The sequence below is a fragment of the Cypionkella sp. genome (assembly GCF_036782355.1).
GTDB lineage: Bacteria > Pseudomonadota > Alphaproteobacteria > Rhodobacterales > Rhodobacteraceae > Cypionkella.
Genome location: NZ_DAIPZF010000025.1, coordinates 1 through 12,921, shown reverse-complemented (window position 1 = coordinate 12,921; position 12,921 = coordinate 1). Strand labels below are relative to the sequence as shown.

Here is a 12,921-nt window from a genome sequence, read left to right as displayed (position 1 = left end):
TTGCCCCTTATTCTGCTTTTGAGGTGAATTAGCACGAAAAGGGAACATCCGCCAAGTTAAATTAAATATTGCGGTTTTGTATCGGGTTTATTATGCAGGTGCAGCAAAGCGACAGGCCGTCGCGAGAAAACGACAAAACACCCCGTTGTTCACAAAACGCCTAATAAATAGCGGCGAAATTGTGGCAAATGGCTATGCATTGGGCGCAATGCAGCCATGCTCAGACCCCCATTGCTTCGCAGATGCAGCATAGCTAGATAGCCGTCATGCCAGACAGGGTGTTTGGCAGTTTTTATCCTTCGAAAGGAATACCGCAATGGCCGCCTATGAGTCGTCCCGCGCGGCGCCGTTTGGCGCCATCTCGATCTTCCGCACCGTACAATTCGTCACCGAGGTTTTGGCCAATCTGGCAACTTGGAACGATGGCCGGATCACCCGCAACGCCCTTGGCAAGCTTTCGGACCGCGAGCTTGACGATATCGGCCTGTGCCGTGGCGATCTGGAAACCATCGGCCGCTAAGCCCGATCGTTCCGCATCAAAAAGGGTCGGCGCCAGTCAGGCACCGACCCTTTTTTTCATGCCCGCCGCAGGCTTAGTTGCGGCGCAAAACTAAGGTCGACCATTCGCCGATATCGTCGCGGGTCACAGGCGTGAAATCGGCGGCAACATAGGCCGCCGTCACCGCTTCGGCCTGCACCACCAAAAGCCCCGACAGGATGATCAAACCGTCTTTGGCCAGATGTGCCGCCATTGGCGGCGCAAGCTGGATCAGCGGCCCCTTCAGGATATTGGCAAAAACCAGATCAAAGGGGGCTGCTTCGGCAAGACGCGGGTGGCCAAAGCCTGCCGCCTCCAGACATTCGATGCGGCCTTCCATATGGTTGATCGCCACATTGGCCACAGCCACATCCACCGCAACTTCGTCGATATCCGAAGCGATCACCAAAGCGTCGGGCAAAACCGAGGCCGCCGCCATCGCCAGAACGGCAGTGCCTGCGCCAATATCGGCCACTTTGGCAGGGCGGAATCCGCCTTCATAAAGCCGATCAAAGGCGCGCAAACAGCCCAGCGTGGTGCCATGGTGGCCGGTGCCAAAGGCCACCGTCGCCTCGATCTGCAAGGCGATCTTGTCGGCGGGAACCTTGTCGGCATCATGGCTGCCAAAGACAAAGAACCGACCCGCCTCGACGGGCGACAGTTCGCGGCGGACTTTGGCGACCCAGTCAATTTCGGGCAATTCCGACAGAGCAAAGGGCTTGGCGTCAAAGGCCATCGCCAGAACATCCAACAGCGCAGAGTTCGGCTGCTCTAGGAAATAGGCGCCCACTTCCCATAGACCCGAATCGTCTTCGATCTCGAAAACGCCAACGCCGGTGGGCTCTGGCTCCATCTTTTCAATCGCTTCAGCCAAGGCATTGGCGGCGTCTTCCCCCATCAGGGTGGTCAGGGCGGTAAAAGTTGGCATGGCGTGTCCAGTTTTCTAAGGTTGCGCCCTAGTAAAAGCTTTGCGGGTCGATGTCGATGGAAAGCCGCAGGTTTGTCGGCAGCTTGAATTGCGCCACCCATTCGGCCAAGGCCGGTTGCAGCGCTGCGGTCTTTTCGGCCTTGACCAGCAGGCGCACGCGGTGGCGTCCGCGCACGCGGGCAATCGGCGCCGGGGCGGGGCCAAAGACCTGCGCGCCAATGCGCCGCAAAGGCCCATCGCGCCGCGCCAGTTCCGCACCAAAGTCAAACACCTGCGCCACATCCGGCCCCGACAGGATAATCCCCGCCATCCGGCCATAGGGCGGCACGCCCGCGATCCGCCGCTCGCTCGCCTCGGCGGCCCAAAACGCCTCTTCATCGCCGCCCAGAATGGCGCGGATCACCGGATGTTCGGGCTGAAAGGTCTGCAAAAACGCGGTGCCGGGTTTGTCGGCCCGCCCTGCCCGCCCCGCCACCTGCCGCATCAGCTGAAAGGTGCGCTCGGCCGCGCGCAGATCAGAGCCTTGCAAGCCCAGATCGGCGTCGATCACCCCCACCAATGTCAGCAGTGGAAAGTTGTGCCCCTTGGCGACGATCTGCGTGCCAATGATAATATCTGCCCCACCTTCGGCGATCAGCGCGATCTGCTCTTTCAGCGCGCGGGCCGAGCCGAAAAGATCCGAGGACAGCACCGCAAGTCGGGCGTCGGGGAATTTGGCCGCCACCTCTTCGGCCAGCCGTTCGACACCGGGGCCGACGGGGGCCATCTTGCCCTCGACCTTGCAGGCGGGGCATTCGGTGGGCACCGGTTTGGTGGCACCGCATTGATGGCAGACCAGCCGCTTTAAAAACCGATGCTCGACCATGCGCGCGTCGCAATCATCGCAGCCCACCTGATGCCCACAAGCGCGACACAGCGTAATCGGCGCATAGCCACGCCGGTTGATGAACAGCAAAGACTGCTCTTGCCGGGCGATCCGCGCCGTCACCTCGGCGGCCAGTTTTGGCGAGATCCACTCATTGCCGCCAAGCTTTTCGGCGCGCATATCAATCGCCTGCATCTGCGGCATTTGCGCAGCCCCAAAGCGCGCGCCCAGATCAAGACGGGCGTATTTGCCGGCCTCGACATTGGCCCAAGACTCGAGGCTGGGCGTGGCCGAGGCCAGCACGATCGGCGCGCCAACAATCGCTGCACGCAGCACCGCCATATCGCGGGCATTGTAGAACACGCCCTCTTCTTGCTTATACGAGGTGTCATGTTCTTCATCGACCACGATCAGCCCCAGATCCTGAAACGGCAAAAACAAGGCCGAGCGCGCGCCGACCACAAAGCCCGCATCGCCGCGCCCCACCATCCGCCACAGCCGCCGCCGCTCGGTCATCGTCACACCTGAATGCCATTCGGCAGGCTTGGCGCCAAAGCGCGTCTCGACCCGTGCGATGAAATCGGCGGTCAGCGAAATCTCGGGCAACAACACCAAGGCTTGGCGCCCCCCGCGCAGGCATTCTGCCACCGCCTCAAGGTAGACTTCGGTCTTGCCCGACCCTGTCACCCCCTTTAGCAAGGTCGCCGAAAATCCGCCCTGCGCGACCAAGGCCACCAAAGCATCGCCCGCCGCCACCTGATCGCCCGCAAGCCGGGTGGTGCTGCGGGTGGCCAGTGCGGGATAGGGCAGATCGCGCGGGGCTTCGACCTCTTCGACCACACCCAGCTTGACCAGCCCTTTGACCACCGAAGTGCCGCAGCCCGCCTCTTCGGCCACTTCGGCCAAGGTTACCGAGGCGCCACCAAAGCGGCGCAGGGCCTCGACGACGCGAAACCGCGCATCGGTCAGTTGGTTGGGCAGATGACCGGTCAGGCGGTAAATCTTGCGCATCGAGGGCGGATCACCCAAGCCCGGCGCGCGGGTCGCAAGCCGCAGCATCGCGGCCAAAGGCGTCAGCGTGTAATCTGCCGCCCGGGTCAGAAAGCTGCGCATTTCGGCCCGCATCGGCGGCGCGTCCAGCACGCGGTAGATCGCGCGAATGCGTGCGGGGTCAAACTTGCCCTCGCCCTGCCCCCAGACCACGCCGATCACCTTACGCGGCCCCAAAGGCACCTCGACAAAATCACCGTCGCCGCAGCCGCCTTCGGGGGCCTTATAGTCCAGCGTGCGGCCCAAAGGCTCGGTGGTCAGCACGCCGACCAAATCTCCGGCCTGATAGACCCGTTCCGTTTGCATCCGCTCTTTCCCTATGCTGCCCTTTTGAGGTAAACCCCAGCGAGAGCCCCTACAACCTTCCAAAGGACCTGACCGATGAAATTCTTCGTAGATACCGCCGATGTTGCTGCAATTGCCGAGCTGAACGATCTTGGCATGGTGGACGGTGTGACCACAAACCCGTCGATCATCCTGAAATCTGGGCGCAACATTCTGGAAGTCACCAAGGAAATCTGCTCGATCGTCTCGGGGCCGGTTTCGGCCGAAGTGGTCGCCACCAAAGCCGATGAGATGATTGCCGAGGGCCGCAAGCTGGCCGAAATCGCGCCAAACATCACCGTCAAAGTGCCGCTGACCTGGGACGGCTTGCGTGCGTGCAAAGTGCTGTCAGGCGAAGGCCGCATGGTCAATGTGACGCTGTGCTTCTCGGCCAACCAAGCGCTGATCGCGGCCAAAGCTGGCGCGACCTTTATCTCGCCCTTCGTCGGCCGTCTGGACGACATCAACATGGACGGGATGGAGCTGATTTCCGATATCCGTCAGATCTATGACAACTACGGCTTTGACACCCAGATCCTTGCGGCCTCGATCCGCACGGTCAACCACATCACCCAATGCGCGCTTGTGGGGGCCGATGTGATCACCGCCCCGCCTTCGGTGATCAAAGCCTTGGCCAACCACCCGCTGACCGACGCAGGTCTGGCGCAGTTTGAAAAAGACTGGGCGAAAACCGGTCAAAAGATCCTGTAAGCTGACCTTTAGGCGGGGCCGCGTGCCCCGCCACAAAATATGAAGAATTCTGCGGCCGCTGCTGCTAGAGTAGGGCCACCCAAGAAAAGCAGGCTCCGATGATCGACCAAGACTTGCGCGACCGCATCCTGTCAGAACCCGAAATTCTGCTGGAAGACCGTGATGTGATGAACGCGCTGATCAGTGCGAATGAGCGGCTGATGGGCAGCAATATCGTCGATCTGCGTGGCATTGCGATGGAACGTTTGGAGGGCCGACTTGATCGGCTGGAAGACACGCATCGCACGGTGATTGCAGCGGCCTATGAAAACCTTGCTGGCACCAACCAAATTCACCGCGCCATCATGCAGCTGCTGGATCCGCTGAGTTTTGAAGATTTCCTGAAAACCCTTGCCAGTGATGTTGCCGGCACGCTGCGGGTAGATTGCGTGCGCTTGGTGCTGGAATCGGTGCAAAATGCCGAAGAGCCCGCGCTGCGCAAATTGGGCGATGTGCTTTACGTCGGCGAGCCTGGCTTTGTGGCCGAGTATGTCTCGGGCGGGCGCAATGTGCCGCTGCGCCCTGTCGTGCTGCGGCAAGTGCAGCCCAGTTCGGACGCGCTTTATGGCGAGCGCGCGGGCTATATCCGATCCGAAGCGCTGATGAAGCTGGATTTCGGCAAGGGCCGTCTGCCCGGCATGTTGGTGCTGGGCGCAGAAGACCCGCATCAGTTCAAAGTCACCCATGGCACCGATCTGTTGACCTTCTTTGCCGGGGTGTTTGAACGCACCATGCGCCGCTGGCTGTCATGACCAGCCTTGCCATCTCGCCCGCGCAAAGGGATGCGCTGGCGCGCTGGCTGGATCACATGCGCGCACTTGATGGCGCGGCAGAGCAAACGCTTACCGCCTATAACCGCGATGTGGCCGGATTTCTGGGCTTTCTGGCGCAGCACGCGGGCGGGGCCGAAGGCTTGGGCGCGCTGGCCCAGATCAGCCAATCTGACCTGCGGGCCTGGATGGCGGCAGAGCGCGCGCGCGGTCTGTCGGCGCGCAGCCTTGCCCGCGCGCTCTCGGCGGTGAAAAGCTTTACCGCATGGCTGGCCCAGCGCGACGACATCGACGTCACAGCGCTTTTGTCCGCCCGCAGCCCGAAATACCGCCGCAAACTGCCGCGCCCGCTAAGCGAAGACGGCGCGCGCGACATCATTTCGGGCGTGGGCGAGCAGGCCAGCGCGGCTTGGGTCGGTGCGCGCGATATTGCGGTGCTGACGCTGCTTTATGGCTGCGGTCTGCGAATCTCCGAGGCTTTGGGCCTGACGGGGGCGGCGCATCCGCTGCCCGAGGTGCTGCGCATCACCGGCAAGGGCGGCAAGACCCGCATCGTGCCCACCCTGCCCGTCACCCGCGCGGCGGTGGCCGACTACGCGCGGCTTTGCCCGCATCCGCTGACGCCCGAGGCGCCGCTGTTTCGCGGCGTGCGCGGCGGGGCGCTGAACCCAAGGCTGATTGCGCTGGTGATGGAAAAGGCGCGGCTGCAACTGGGTCTGCCCGCAAGCGCCACCCCGCATGCGCTGCGCCATTCCTTTGCCACCCATCTTTTGTCGGCAGGCGGCGATCTGCGCGCCATCCAAGAGCTGTTGGGCCACGCCTCGCTGTCAACCACCCAAGCCTATACCTCGGTCGACACTGCGCGGCTGATGCAAGCCTATGCCAGCGCGCATCCCCACGCCCAAAAGTTTTGAAAAGCGGCAATCCCCCCAATTGCACATAAAGACACTCTGTGGCGCGGGTGCAGGCTGCCAACGGCTTGCCTGACCCAAGCATTTCAGGCATGAAGCGAAAATGGATATTCGTTACAAAGCCCTTTCTGTTCACCTGTTGACCGCCTCTGGCGCCGTGCTGTCGATGTTTGCCATGTTGGCAGCGGTCGAAAGCAACTGGAGCCTGATGTTCCTTTGGCTGGTGGTGGCGCTGATTGTGGACGGCATCGACGGCCCGCTGGCGCGGCGCTGGGATACGCCCAAGAACTTTCCGATCTACGACGGCGTTCTGATGGATTTGATCGTCGATTATCTGACCTATGTCTTCATTCCGGCCTTTGCGCTGTTCAAATCGGGCCTGCTTGCGGGCTGGACCGGCTGGTTTGCGATCATCGCCATCACCTATGGCTCGGTGGTCTATTTCTCTGACACCCGCATGAAGACCAAGGACAAAAGCTTTTCCGGCTTTCCGGCCTGCTGGAACATGGTGGTTTTGGTGCTTTTTGCGGAAAAACCGCATCAGTGGGTGGTGCTTTTGGTCGTGGTGCTGCTGACGCTGGCGATGTTTCTGAACCTGAAGTTTGTGCACCCCACCCGCACCAAACGCTGGTATAAGATCACCTTCCCCACCTCGATCCTTTGGGTCGTGCTGGCGGGCTGGGCGGCTTGGCATGATTTCAACATTGGCTGGGCCGCGCATTGGGGGCTGGCTTTGACATCGCTTTACCTGATCTTGGCAGGCATCGCGCAGCAAATCTTTCCCGAACGCAGCCGCTAAAGCCGCGTCAAGATCACGCCGCTGACAATCACGCAGGCGGCAATCGCCTTGCCGCGCGTCATTTTTTCGCCAAACACCAGCCAGCCGATCAGCACCGCAAATAAGATCGAGGTTTCGCGCACCGCAGCCACCACCGCTATCGGTGCCTTAGTCATCGCCCAAACCGACACGCCATAAGCCCCGTAAGAGGCCGCCGCCGCAATCATGCCGGTGCCCCAGGGTTTCGCCTGACGCGGCAGCACCGCAAGGCCTTTCCACAGCAGCATGCCGCTGGCAAAAAACACCCCATCTGCGACAAAAACCCAAGCCACATAGGCAATCGCATCCCCTGCCACCCGCGCGCCGGTGCCGTCCAGCAGCGTATAGCTTGCCGTCGCACAGGCCGAGCCAAGCGCGAAAGGCAACATCTTGCGGTTCTCGCCATTGCTGAAAATCCCCTGCGCCATCAGCAAGATCCCCGCCCCCAAAACCACAATTCCGGCATATTCATGCAGGCTTAACTGATCGTTCAGCAAAAACGGCCCCGCCAGCGCCACCACCAATGGCGCTGCCCCGCGCGCAATCGGGTAGACCCGCGAAAGATCGCCGCGCTCATAGGCATAGGTCAGGAAAAACTTGTAAAAGAAATGCGCGCAGCCCGCCATCAGCACCCATTTCCACGCCTCAGGCAGCAGCCCGGGCCGAAACATCGCCACCGTCAGCCCAATCGGCACCTCGCCAATCGACAGCACCACCATTGCGCCCAAGCGCGAGGTTCCGGTCTTGATCAGGCCATTCCAAAGCGCGTGCAGAAAGGCCGAGCCCAGAACGGCAAAAAGGATCGCAATGCTCATCGGCCGCCCTGCTGTTGTCTGTCACAAAACTGTTACGTGGCGGTTCTGGCGCAGGCAAGCCCAGCCGATAGGTCCAGTTCAGATCAGCAAAGACGCAGCCCCCTCCAGCCGCAGCAGAAACACCTTGGAATCGACCCCGCCCTTGGCCGAAAACCCGCCCAAGCCCGTGGCCGCCAGCACGCGGTGGCAGGGGATCAGGATCGGAATCGGGTTGGCCCCGCAGGCCTGACCAATCGCCTGCGCAGGCACGCCAATCTCGCGCGCCAAATCACCATAGGTCCGCGTCTGGCCAAAGGGAATTGCCGCCATCGCGCGGCGCACTTGGCCCTGAAAACCCTGCCCCATATCCAGCGGCAGATCAAAATCCTGCAACTTGCCCGCGAAATAGGCATCCAACTGCGCACAGGCCTCGCGCAACAGCGGGCTGACTTGCGTCGTCCGCCCGCTCCACGACAGTCCCGTGATCATCCCACCCGCCTCGGCCACCGCAACGGCACCCAAAGGCGAGTGGTAGACCATCTGCTGCAAAGGCTCTGCCTGCGGCATAGGCCGGCCTAGCCCAGCGCCTCGTTGCAGCGCTTGCAGGTATGGGCATGTGCGTGGCTGCCAACGTCGGGCAAAATCTGCCAGCAGCGCTGGCACTTCTCGCCCGAGGCATGTTCAAACACCACCCCCACGCCCGCAACATCGGGCAAACGGAAGGCCTCATCGGGCATGGCATCGCCGGTCAGCTGAATGCCCGAAGTGATGCAGGCTTCGGCAAAGTTGATCGATTTCAGCGCCGCCAAAATCGCGGTATCAGCCACATGCACCACCGGGGCGGCCTCAAGGCTGGCGCCAATCACCTTGGCGCTGCGCTGCACCTCCAGCGCACCGTTGACCACACGGCGCACGGCCCGAATGCCCTCCCATTTCGCGGCCAGCTCTGGGTTGAGCCACGCGCTCGGCGTCTCGGGCAGATCCAGCAAATGCACCGAGGTGCCCGCCTGCGGGAACCGCGACAGCCAAACGTCTTCCATGGTAAAGACCAGCACCGGCGCAAGCCAGGTGGTCAGACGGTGGAACAGCAGATCCAGCACGCTGCGCGCGGCACGGCGGCGCAGACTGTCGGCCGCATCGCAATAAAGCGCGTCTTTGCGCACATCGAAATAGACCTGAGACAGCTCGGTGGTGGCAAAGGTGAACAGCTTGGTAAACACGCCTTGGAAATCATAGCGCGCATAGCCCGCCCGCACCTCGGCGTCCAATTCCGCCAAACGGTGCAGCACCCATTGCTCCAGCTCAGGCATATCGGCCGGGGCAACCCGCTCGGCCTCGTCAAAGCCCGCCAGATTGCCCAAGACAAAGCGCATGGTGTTGCGCAGCCGGCGATAGCTGTCGGCCACGCCTTTCAAGATCTCTTTGCCGATGCGCAGATCAACAGTGTAATCCGATTGCGCCACCCAAAGCCGCAGAATATCCGCGCCATATTCCTTGATCACCTCTTCAGGTGCGACGGTATTGCCGATGGATTTGGACATCTTCATGCCCTTTTCATCCAGCGTAAAGCCATGCGTCAGCACCCCGCGATAGGGCGCGCGCCCCTTGGTGCCACAGGCCTGCAACATCGACGAATGGAACCAACCGCGGTGCTGATCAGTGCCCTCCAGATACAAATCCGCAATGCCGTCAACGCTGCCATCCTCGCGGTCGCGCAAAACAAAGGCATGCGTTGACCCCGAATCGAACCATACGTCCAAAACGTCATTGACCTTGTCATAGGCCTGCGGATCAACGATGCCCTCCAGCATCTTTTCCTTGAACCCCTCCACAAACCAAACATCGGCACTGTCGGCCTCAAAGGCCGCCTTGATCCGCGCGTTCACCTCAGCGTTGCGCAGCAGGAAATCAGCATCAGTTGGCAAAGCGCCTTTCTTGACAAAACAAGTCAGCGGCACCCCCCAAGCGCGCTGCCGCGACAGCACCCAATCGGGCCGCGCCTCCATCATCGCGTTCAAGCGGTTGCGCCCGGCAATCGGCGTCCAGCTCACCAATTGGTTGATCGAGGTCAGCGCCCGCTGGCGGATCGTCTCGCCATAGCTTGACATGCCATCGTCCAAGGGCTTGTCGATCGCGACGAACCACTGCGGCGTGTTGCGATAGATCACCGGCGCTTTGGACCGCCAAGAATGCGGATAGCTGTGCTTCAGCTTGCCCTTTGCAAACAGCGCCCCCTGCGCGTGCAGCGCCTTGATATTGCTGACATTGCCAGCACCCTCTTTGCCGTCCGCGTTGATGATGAACTGCCCGCCAAACAGCGGCAGGCTGGCGCGATAGCTGCCATCGGCCTCGACGTTATAGGTCATCGGCAGGCCATATTTCAGACCCATCTGATAGTCATCATCACCATGGCTTGGCGCGGTATGCACAAAGCCCGTGCCCGCATCATCGGTCACATGATCACCCGCCAGCATCGGCACATCATAATCCCACTCGCCCGCACCGGCCTCGATGCCGCGATAAGGATGCGCCAAAGCCAAGCCCTGCAACTGATCGGCCGGCACATCTTGCAGCCGCACAAAGCGCTCGACCTTGGCCGCCGTCATCACCGCCTCGGCCAAAGCATCCGCCAAAAGGATCACCTCCCCCGCCACAGCGGTGGAATGCTCGCCAACCGCCTCAACGCGGTAAAGCCCATAAGCAATCGCCGGGTTAAACGCCACCGCACGGTTCTGCGGGATCGTCCAAGGCGTCGTGGTCCAGATCACAACCCCGGCTTTCATCTTGGCAAAAATATCCCCGCCGGAGGCCCCGGCCAACACAGGGAACCGCACCCAGATCATATGGCTGGTATGATCGTGATATTCGATCTCGGCCTCGGCCAAAGCGGTCTTCTCCACCGGCGACCACATCACCGGCTTGCTGCCCTGATACAGGCTGCCGTTCATCACGAACTTCATGAATTCATCGGCGATCACCGCCTCGGCGTGGTAATCCATCGTCAGATAAGGCTTTGGCCAATTGCCGGTGATGCCCAAGCGCTTGAACTCCTCGCGCTGGATGTCGATCCAACCCTCGGCGAACTTGCGGCATTCCTGACGGAAGGCCACCACATCAACGTCGTCTTTGTTCAGCCCTTTGGCGCGGTATTGTTCCTCGATCTTCCACTCGATCGGCAGGCCGTGGCAATCCCAGCCCGGCACATAGCGCGCGTCTTTGCCCATCATCTGCTGGCTGCGCACCACCATATCCTTCAGGATCTTGTTCAGCGCATGGCCGATGTGCAGATGGCCGTTGGCATAGGGGGGGCCGTCATGCAGGGTAAAGGCCGGCCGGCCGGCGGCTTTTTCGCGCAAACGGTCATAAACCCCAATCTCTTCCCAGCGCGCAAGCCACTCGGGCTCGCGTTGCGGCAGGCCTGCGCGCATCGGAAAATCGGTCTCGGGCAGAAAAACGGTATCGCGGTAGTCAGGTGTGGTTTGCTCAGCGCACATCGCGGCGGTCCTTAAACTTGAGAATATCGGCCCGAACTCCATCGGGAAGGGGGTGCCATGCACCAAAACCCCGGCGTCTGATCGCTCAGAGCGCCGGGCCGATAATTCGGAAAATGCTCACGAATTGGCGGTCCATCCGCGCCTTATAGGAAAGGCCGAGCGGGCGGTAAAGGGGCCTGCGACGTTGCGACCCCTTGTGATGCCACAGCAAAGCCCCGATCTTGCCGCGATGGATCACGCCCCCCCTGCCCGCTTTGCGATCACGGCCACCGAAATTCAGGCGGTGGTGACCGCCTTTTACGCCGATGTGCGCCGCCACCCGCAGCTGGGCGCGGTCTTTGCCGCCCATGTCGGCGATTGGCCCGCGCATGAGGCCAAGATCACCGCCTTTTGGTGCAACGCCATTTTGCATCAGCGCGATTATGACGGCAATCCGATGGCCGCGCATAAGGCGGCGGGCAATGTGCGGCCGGGCATGTTTGACGCTTGGCTTGGCCTGTTTGACCAAAACCTTGCGCGGCTGCTTGCGCCCGATCAGGCGCAGGCTTGGTCGGCGCTGGCGCACCGCATTGGGCGCGGGCTGCGCTATGGCCTGCTCGAGCCTGCGCGCGCGCCATCGGGGGCGCCACGGCTCTTTTAACGAAAACGCGCTCTGGGCTATTGGACTGAAGCCGACATCACGCTATGGTTGAACCCAGCGGAGGATCCATGCGCGCACCATCTTTAAACGTTCTGGGCGAAAGCCTTATGCCTTGTTCCACCAGCCCGATGACGGGATTTTTTCGCAACGGCTGTTGTGACACCGGCCCGATGGATCAGGGCCTGCATACGGTCTGCGTGCGGGTCACGGCAGAATTTCTGGCCTATTCGCGCTATCTGGGCAATGATTTGTCAACGCCGCGGCCGGAATACAGCTTTGCAGGCCTGAAACCGGGCGATCAATGGTGCCTTTGCGCCAGCCGGTTCCTGCAAGCCCATGAAGAGGGCGTCGCCCCGCCCGTAAACCTTGCCGCCACCCATCAGCGCAGCCTGAGCGTGGTGACGCTTGAAATTTTGCAGTCCTACGCCGCCGATTGATCCGGCAAGCGCAGAGTTCCGGCCTCGTCGCGCATCAGATCTTCGATAAACAGGCTTAAAAGCTGCGTGCGCCCTGACACGCCAGCTTTGCGATAAATCGCATTGGTCTGGGCCTTGACGGTGCCCTCGGAAGTGCAGCGCAGGGTCGCAATCTCGGGTGTAGACAGACCCTTGATGGCAAAAAGCGCCACATCTTTTTCGGCAGGCGTCAGGCCCCAATCTTCAAAACTCGCCGCCAGCAGATCCATAAAGGCGCCCGAGGCGCGGCTTAGACGCTGCTCGGCTGCGCGCCGTGCCTTGATCGCCACCCGCAGCATCGCCCCACCCAGCACAAGGCCAATCACCAAACCAAGGGCAGCCCAAACCTCCATAAACTCGCGCAATTGCCACGGCAGCGGTTTGCTGGTGATGCCAATCAACGACGACAGGATGTCCGAGACAAAAAACACCGCGCAAAGCGCCTGCAACACGAAGATCGCCAAGATAAAGGCCGGATGCTTCATGCAGCCTCCCTGAGCCCAGGTGCGGCGGCGGCCTTAATCATGGCGCTCGCCGTCATGGTCATCCCCTTCGCTGCGGGTGTCGTCGCCGTGGTCGTCTTGG

At 61.4% G+C, this 12,921-nt stretch carries 13 protein-coding genes; 7 read left to right on the top strand and 6 right to left on the bottom strand.

Annotated features, from left to right (window positions below):
- The first annotated feature begins 316 nt into the window (after positions 1–316).
- Positions 317–520, top strand: coding sequence for a DUF1127 domain-containing protein (locus tag V7Q10_RS10750; RefSeq protein WP_333869094.1), 204 nt, complete (start codon positions 317–319; stop codon positions 518–520).
- 73 nt (positions 521–593) lie between these two features.
- On the opposite strand, the gene V7Q10_RS10745 is transcribed toward V7Q10_RS10750, so the two are convergent.
- Together V7Q10_RS10745 and V7Q10_RS10740 are read right to left on the bottom strand one after the other, a co-directional pair.
- Complete coding sequence (locus V7Q10_RS10745; RefSeq protein ID WP_333869093.1) at positions 594–1,466, bottom strand: 50S ribosomal protein L11 methyltransferase; 873 nt, start codon at positions 1,464–1,466, stop codon at positions 594–596.
- A 28-nt stretch (positions 1,467–1,494) separates the two neighbouring features.
- Positions 1,495–3,687: a primosomal protein N' gene (locus tag V7Q10_RS10740; RefSeq protein WP_333869092.1), complete on the bottom strand. Its 2,193-nt coding sequence runs from the start codon at positions 3,685–3,687 to the stop codon at positions 1,495–1,497.
- Between the two features lie 75 nt (positions 3,688–3,762).
- Here V7Q10_RS10740 and fsa point away from each other — a divergent pair, with 75 nt between their 5' ends.
- From fsa to V7Q10_RS10720, 4 genes are all read left to right on the top strand, one after another.
- Complete coding sequence (fsa, locus tag V7Q10_RS10735) at positions 3,763–4,416, top strand: fructose-6-phosphate aldolase (RefSeq protein ID WP_333869091.1); 654 nt, start codon at positions 3,763–3,765, stop codon at positions 4,414–4,416.
- Positions 4,417–4,514: 98 nt separating this feature from the next.
- On the top strand, positions 4,515–5,207 hold the full coding sequence (locus V7Q10_RS10730) for a DUF484 family protein (RefSeq protein WP_333869090.1): 693 nt from the start codon (positions 4,515–4,517) through the stop codon (positions 5,205–5,207).
- Positions 5,204–6,139 carry a tyrosine recombinase XerC gene (locus V7Q10_RS10725; protein ID WP_333869089.1) on the top strand — a complete coding sequence of 312 codons (936 nt, stop codon included), beginning with the start codon at positions 5,204–5,206 and terminating at the stop codon, positions 6,137–6,139. Before V7Q10_RS10730 ends, V7Q10_RS10725 begins: the two co-directional genes overlap by 4 nt.
- Before the next feature lie 100 nt (positions 6,140–6,239).
- Positions 6,240–6,935, top strand: a complete 696-nt coding sequence (locus V7Q10_RS10720) for a CDP-alcohol phosphatidyltransferase family protein (protein ID WP_333869088.1) — start codon at positions 6,240–6,242, stop codon at positions 6,933–6,935.
- On the opposite strand, the gene V7Q10_RS10715 is transcribed toward V7Q10_RS10720, so the two are convergent.
- The 3 genes from V7Q10_RS10715 to ileS all read right to left on the bottom strand — a co-directional run bounded on the left by V7Q10_RS10715 (position 6,932) and on the right by ileS (position 11,241).
- Positions 6,932–7,768: a DMT family transporter gene (locus V7Q10_RS10715; RefSeq protein WP_333869087.1), complete on the bottom strand. Its 837-nt coding sequence runs from the start codon at positions 7,766–7,768 to the stop codon at positions 6,932–6,934. The genes V7Q10_RS10720 and V7Q10_RS10715 overlap by 4 nt on opposite strands.
- Positions 7,769–7,846: 78 nt before the next feature.
- Complete coding sequence (locus tag V7Q10_RS10710; protein ID WP_333869086.1) at positions 7,847–8,314, bottom strand: methylated-DNA--[protein]-cysteine S-methyltransferase; 468 nt, start codon at positions 8,312–8,314, stop codon at positions 7,847–7,849.
- 8 nt (positions 8,315–8,322) lie between these two features.
- Positions 8,323–11,241, bottom strand: coding sequence for an isoleucine--tRNA ligase (gene ileS / locus V7Q10_RS10705; RefSeq protein ID WP_333869085.1), 2,919 nt, complete (start codon positions 11,239–11,241; stop codon positions 8,323–8,325).
- A gap of 184 nt (positions 11,242–11,425) precedes the next feature.
- Here ileS and V7Q10_RS10700 point away from each other — a divergent pair, with 184 nt between their 5' ends.
- Together V7Q10_RS10700 and V7Q10_RS10695 are read left to right on the top strand one after the other, a co-directional pair.
- On the top strand, positions 11,426–11,881 hold the full coding sequence (locus V7Q10_RS10700) for a group III truncated hemoglobin (RefSeq protein ID WP_442885859.1): 456 nt from the start codon (positions 11,426–11,428) through the stop codon (positions 11,879–11,881).
- A 68-nt stretch (positions 11,882–11,949) separates the two neighbouring features.
- Positions 11,950–12,318, top strand: a complete 369-nt coding sequence (locus tag V7Q10_RS10695; RefSeq protein WP_333869084.1) for a DUF2237 family protein — start codon at positions 11,950–11,952, stop codon at positions 12,316–12,318.
- Here V7Q10_RS10695 and V7Q10_RS10690 read toward each other — a convergent pair.
- Positions 12,303–12,821, bottom strand: coding sequence for a helix-turn-helix transcriptional regulator (locus V7Q10_RS10690; RefSeq protein WP_333869083.1), 519 nt, complete (start codon positions 12,819–12,821; stop codon positions 12,303–12,305). The genes V7Q10_RS10695 and V7Q10_RS10690 overlap by 16 nt on opposite strands.
- Positions 12,822–12,921: the final 100 nt, after the last annotated feature.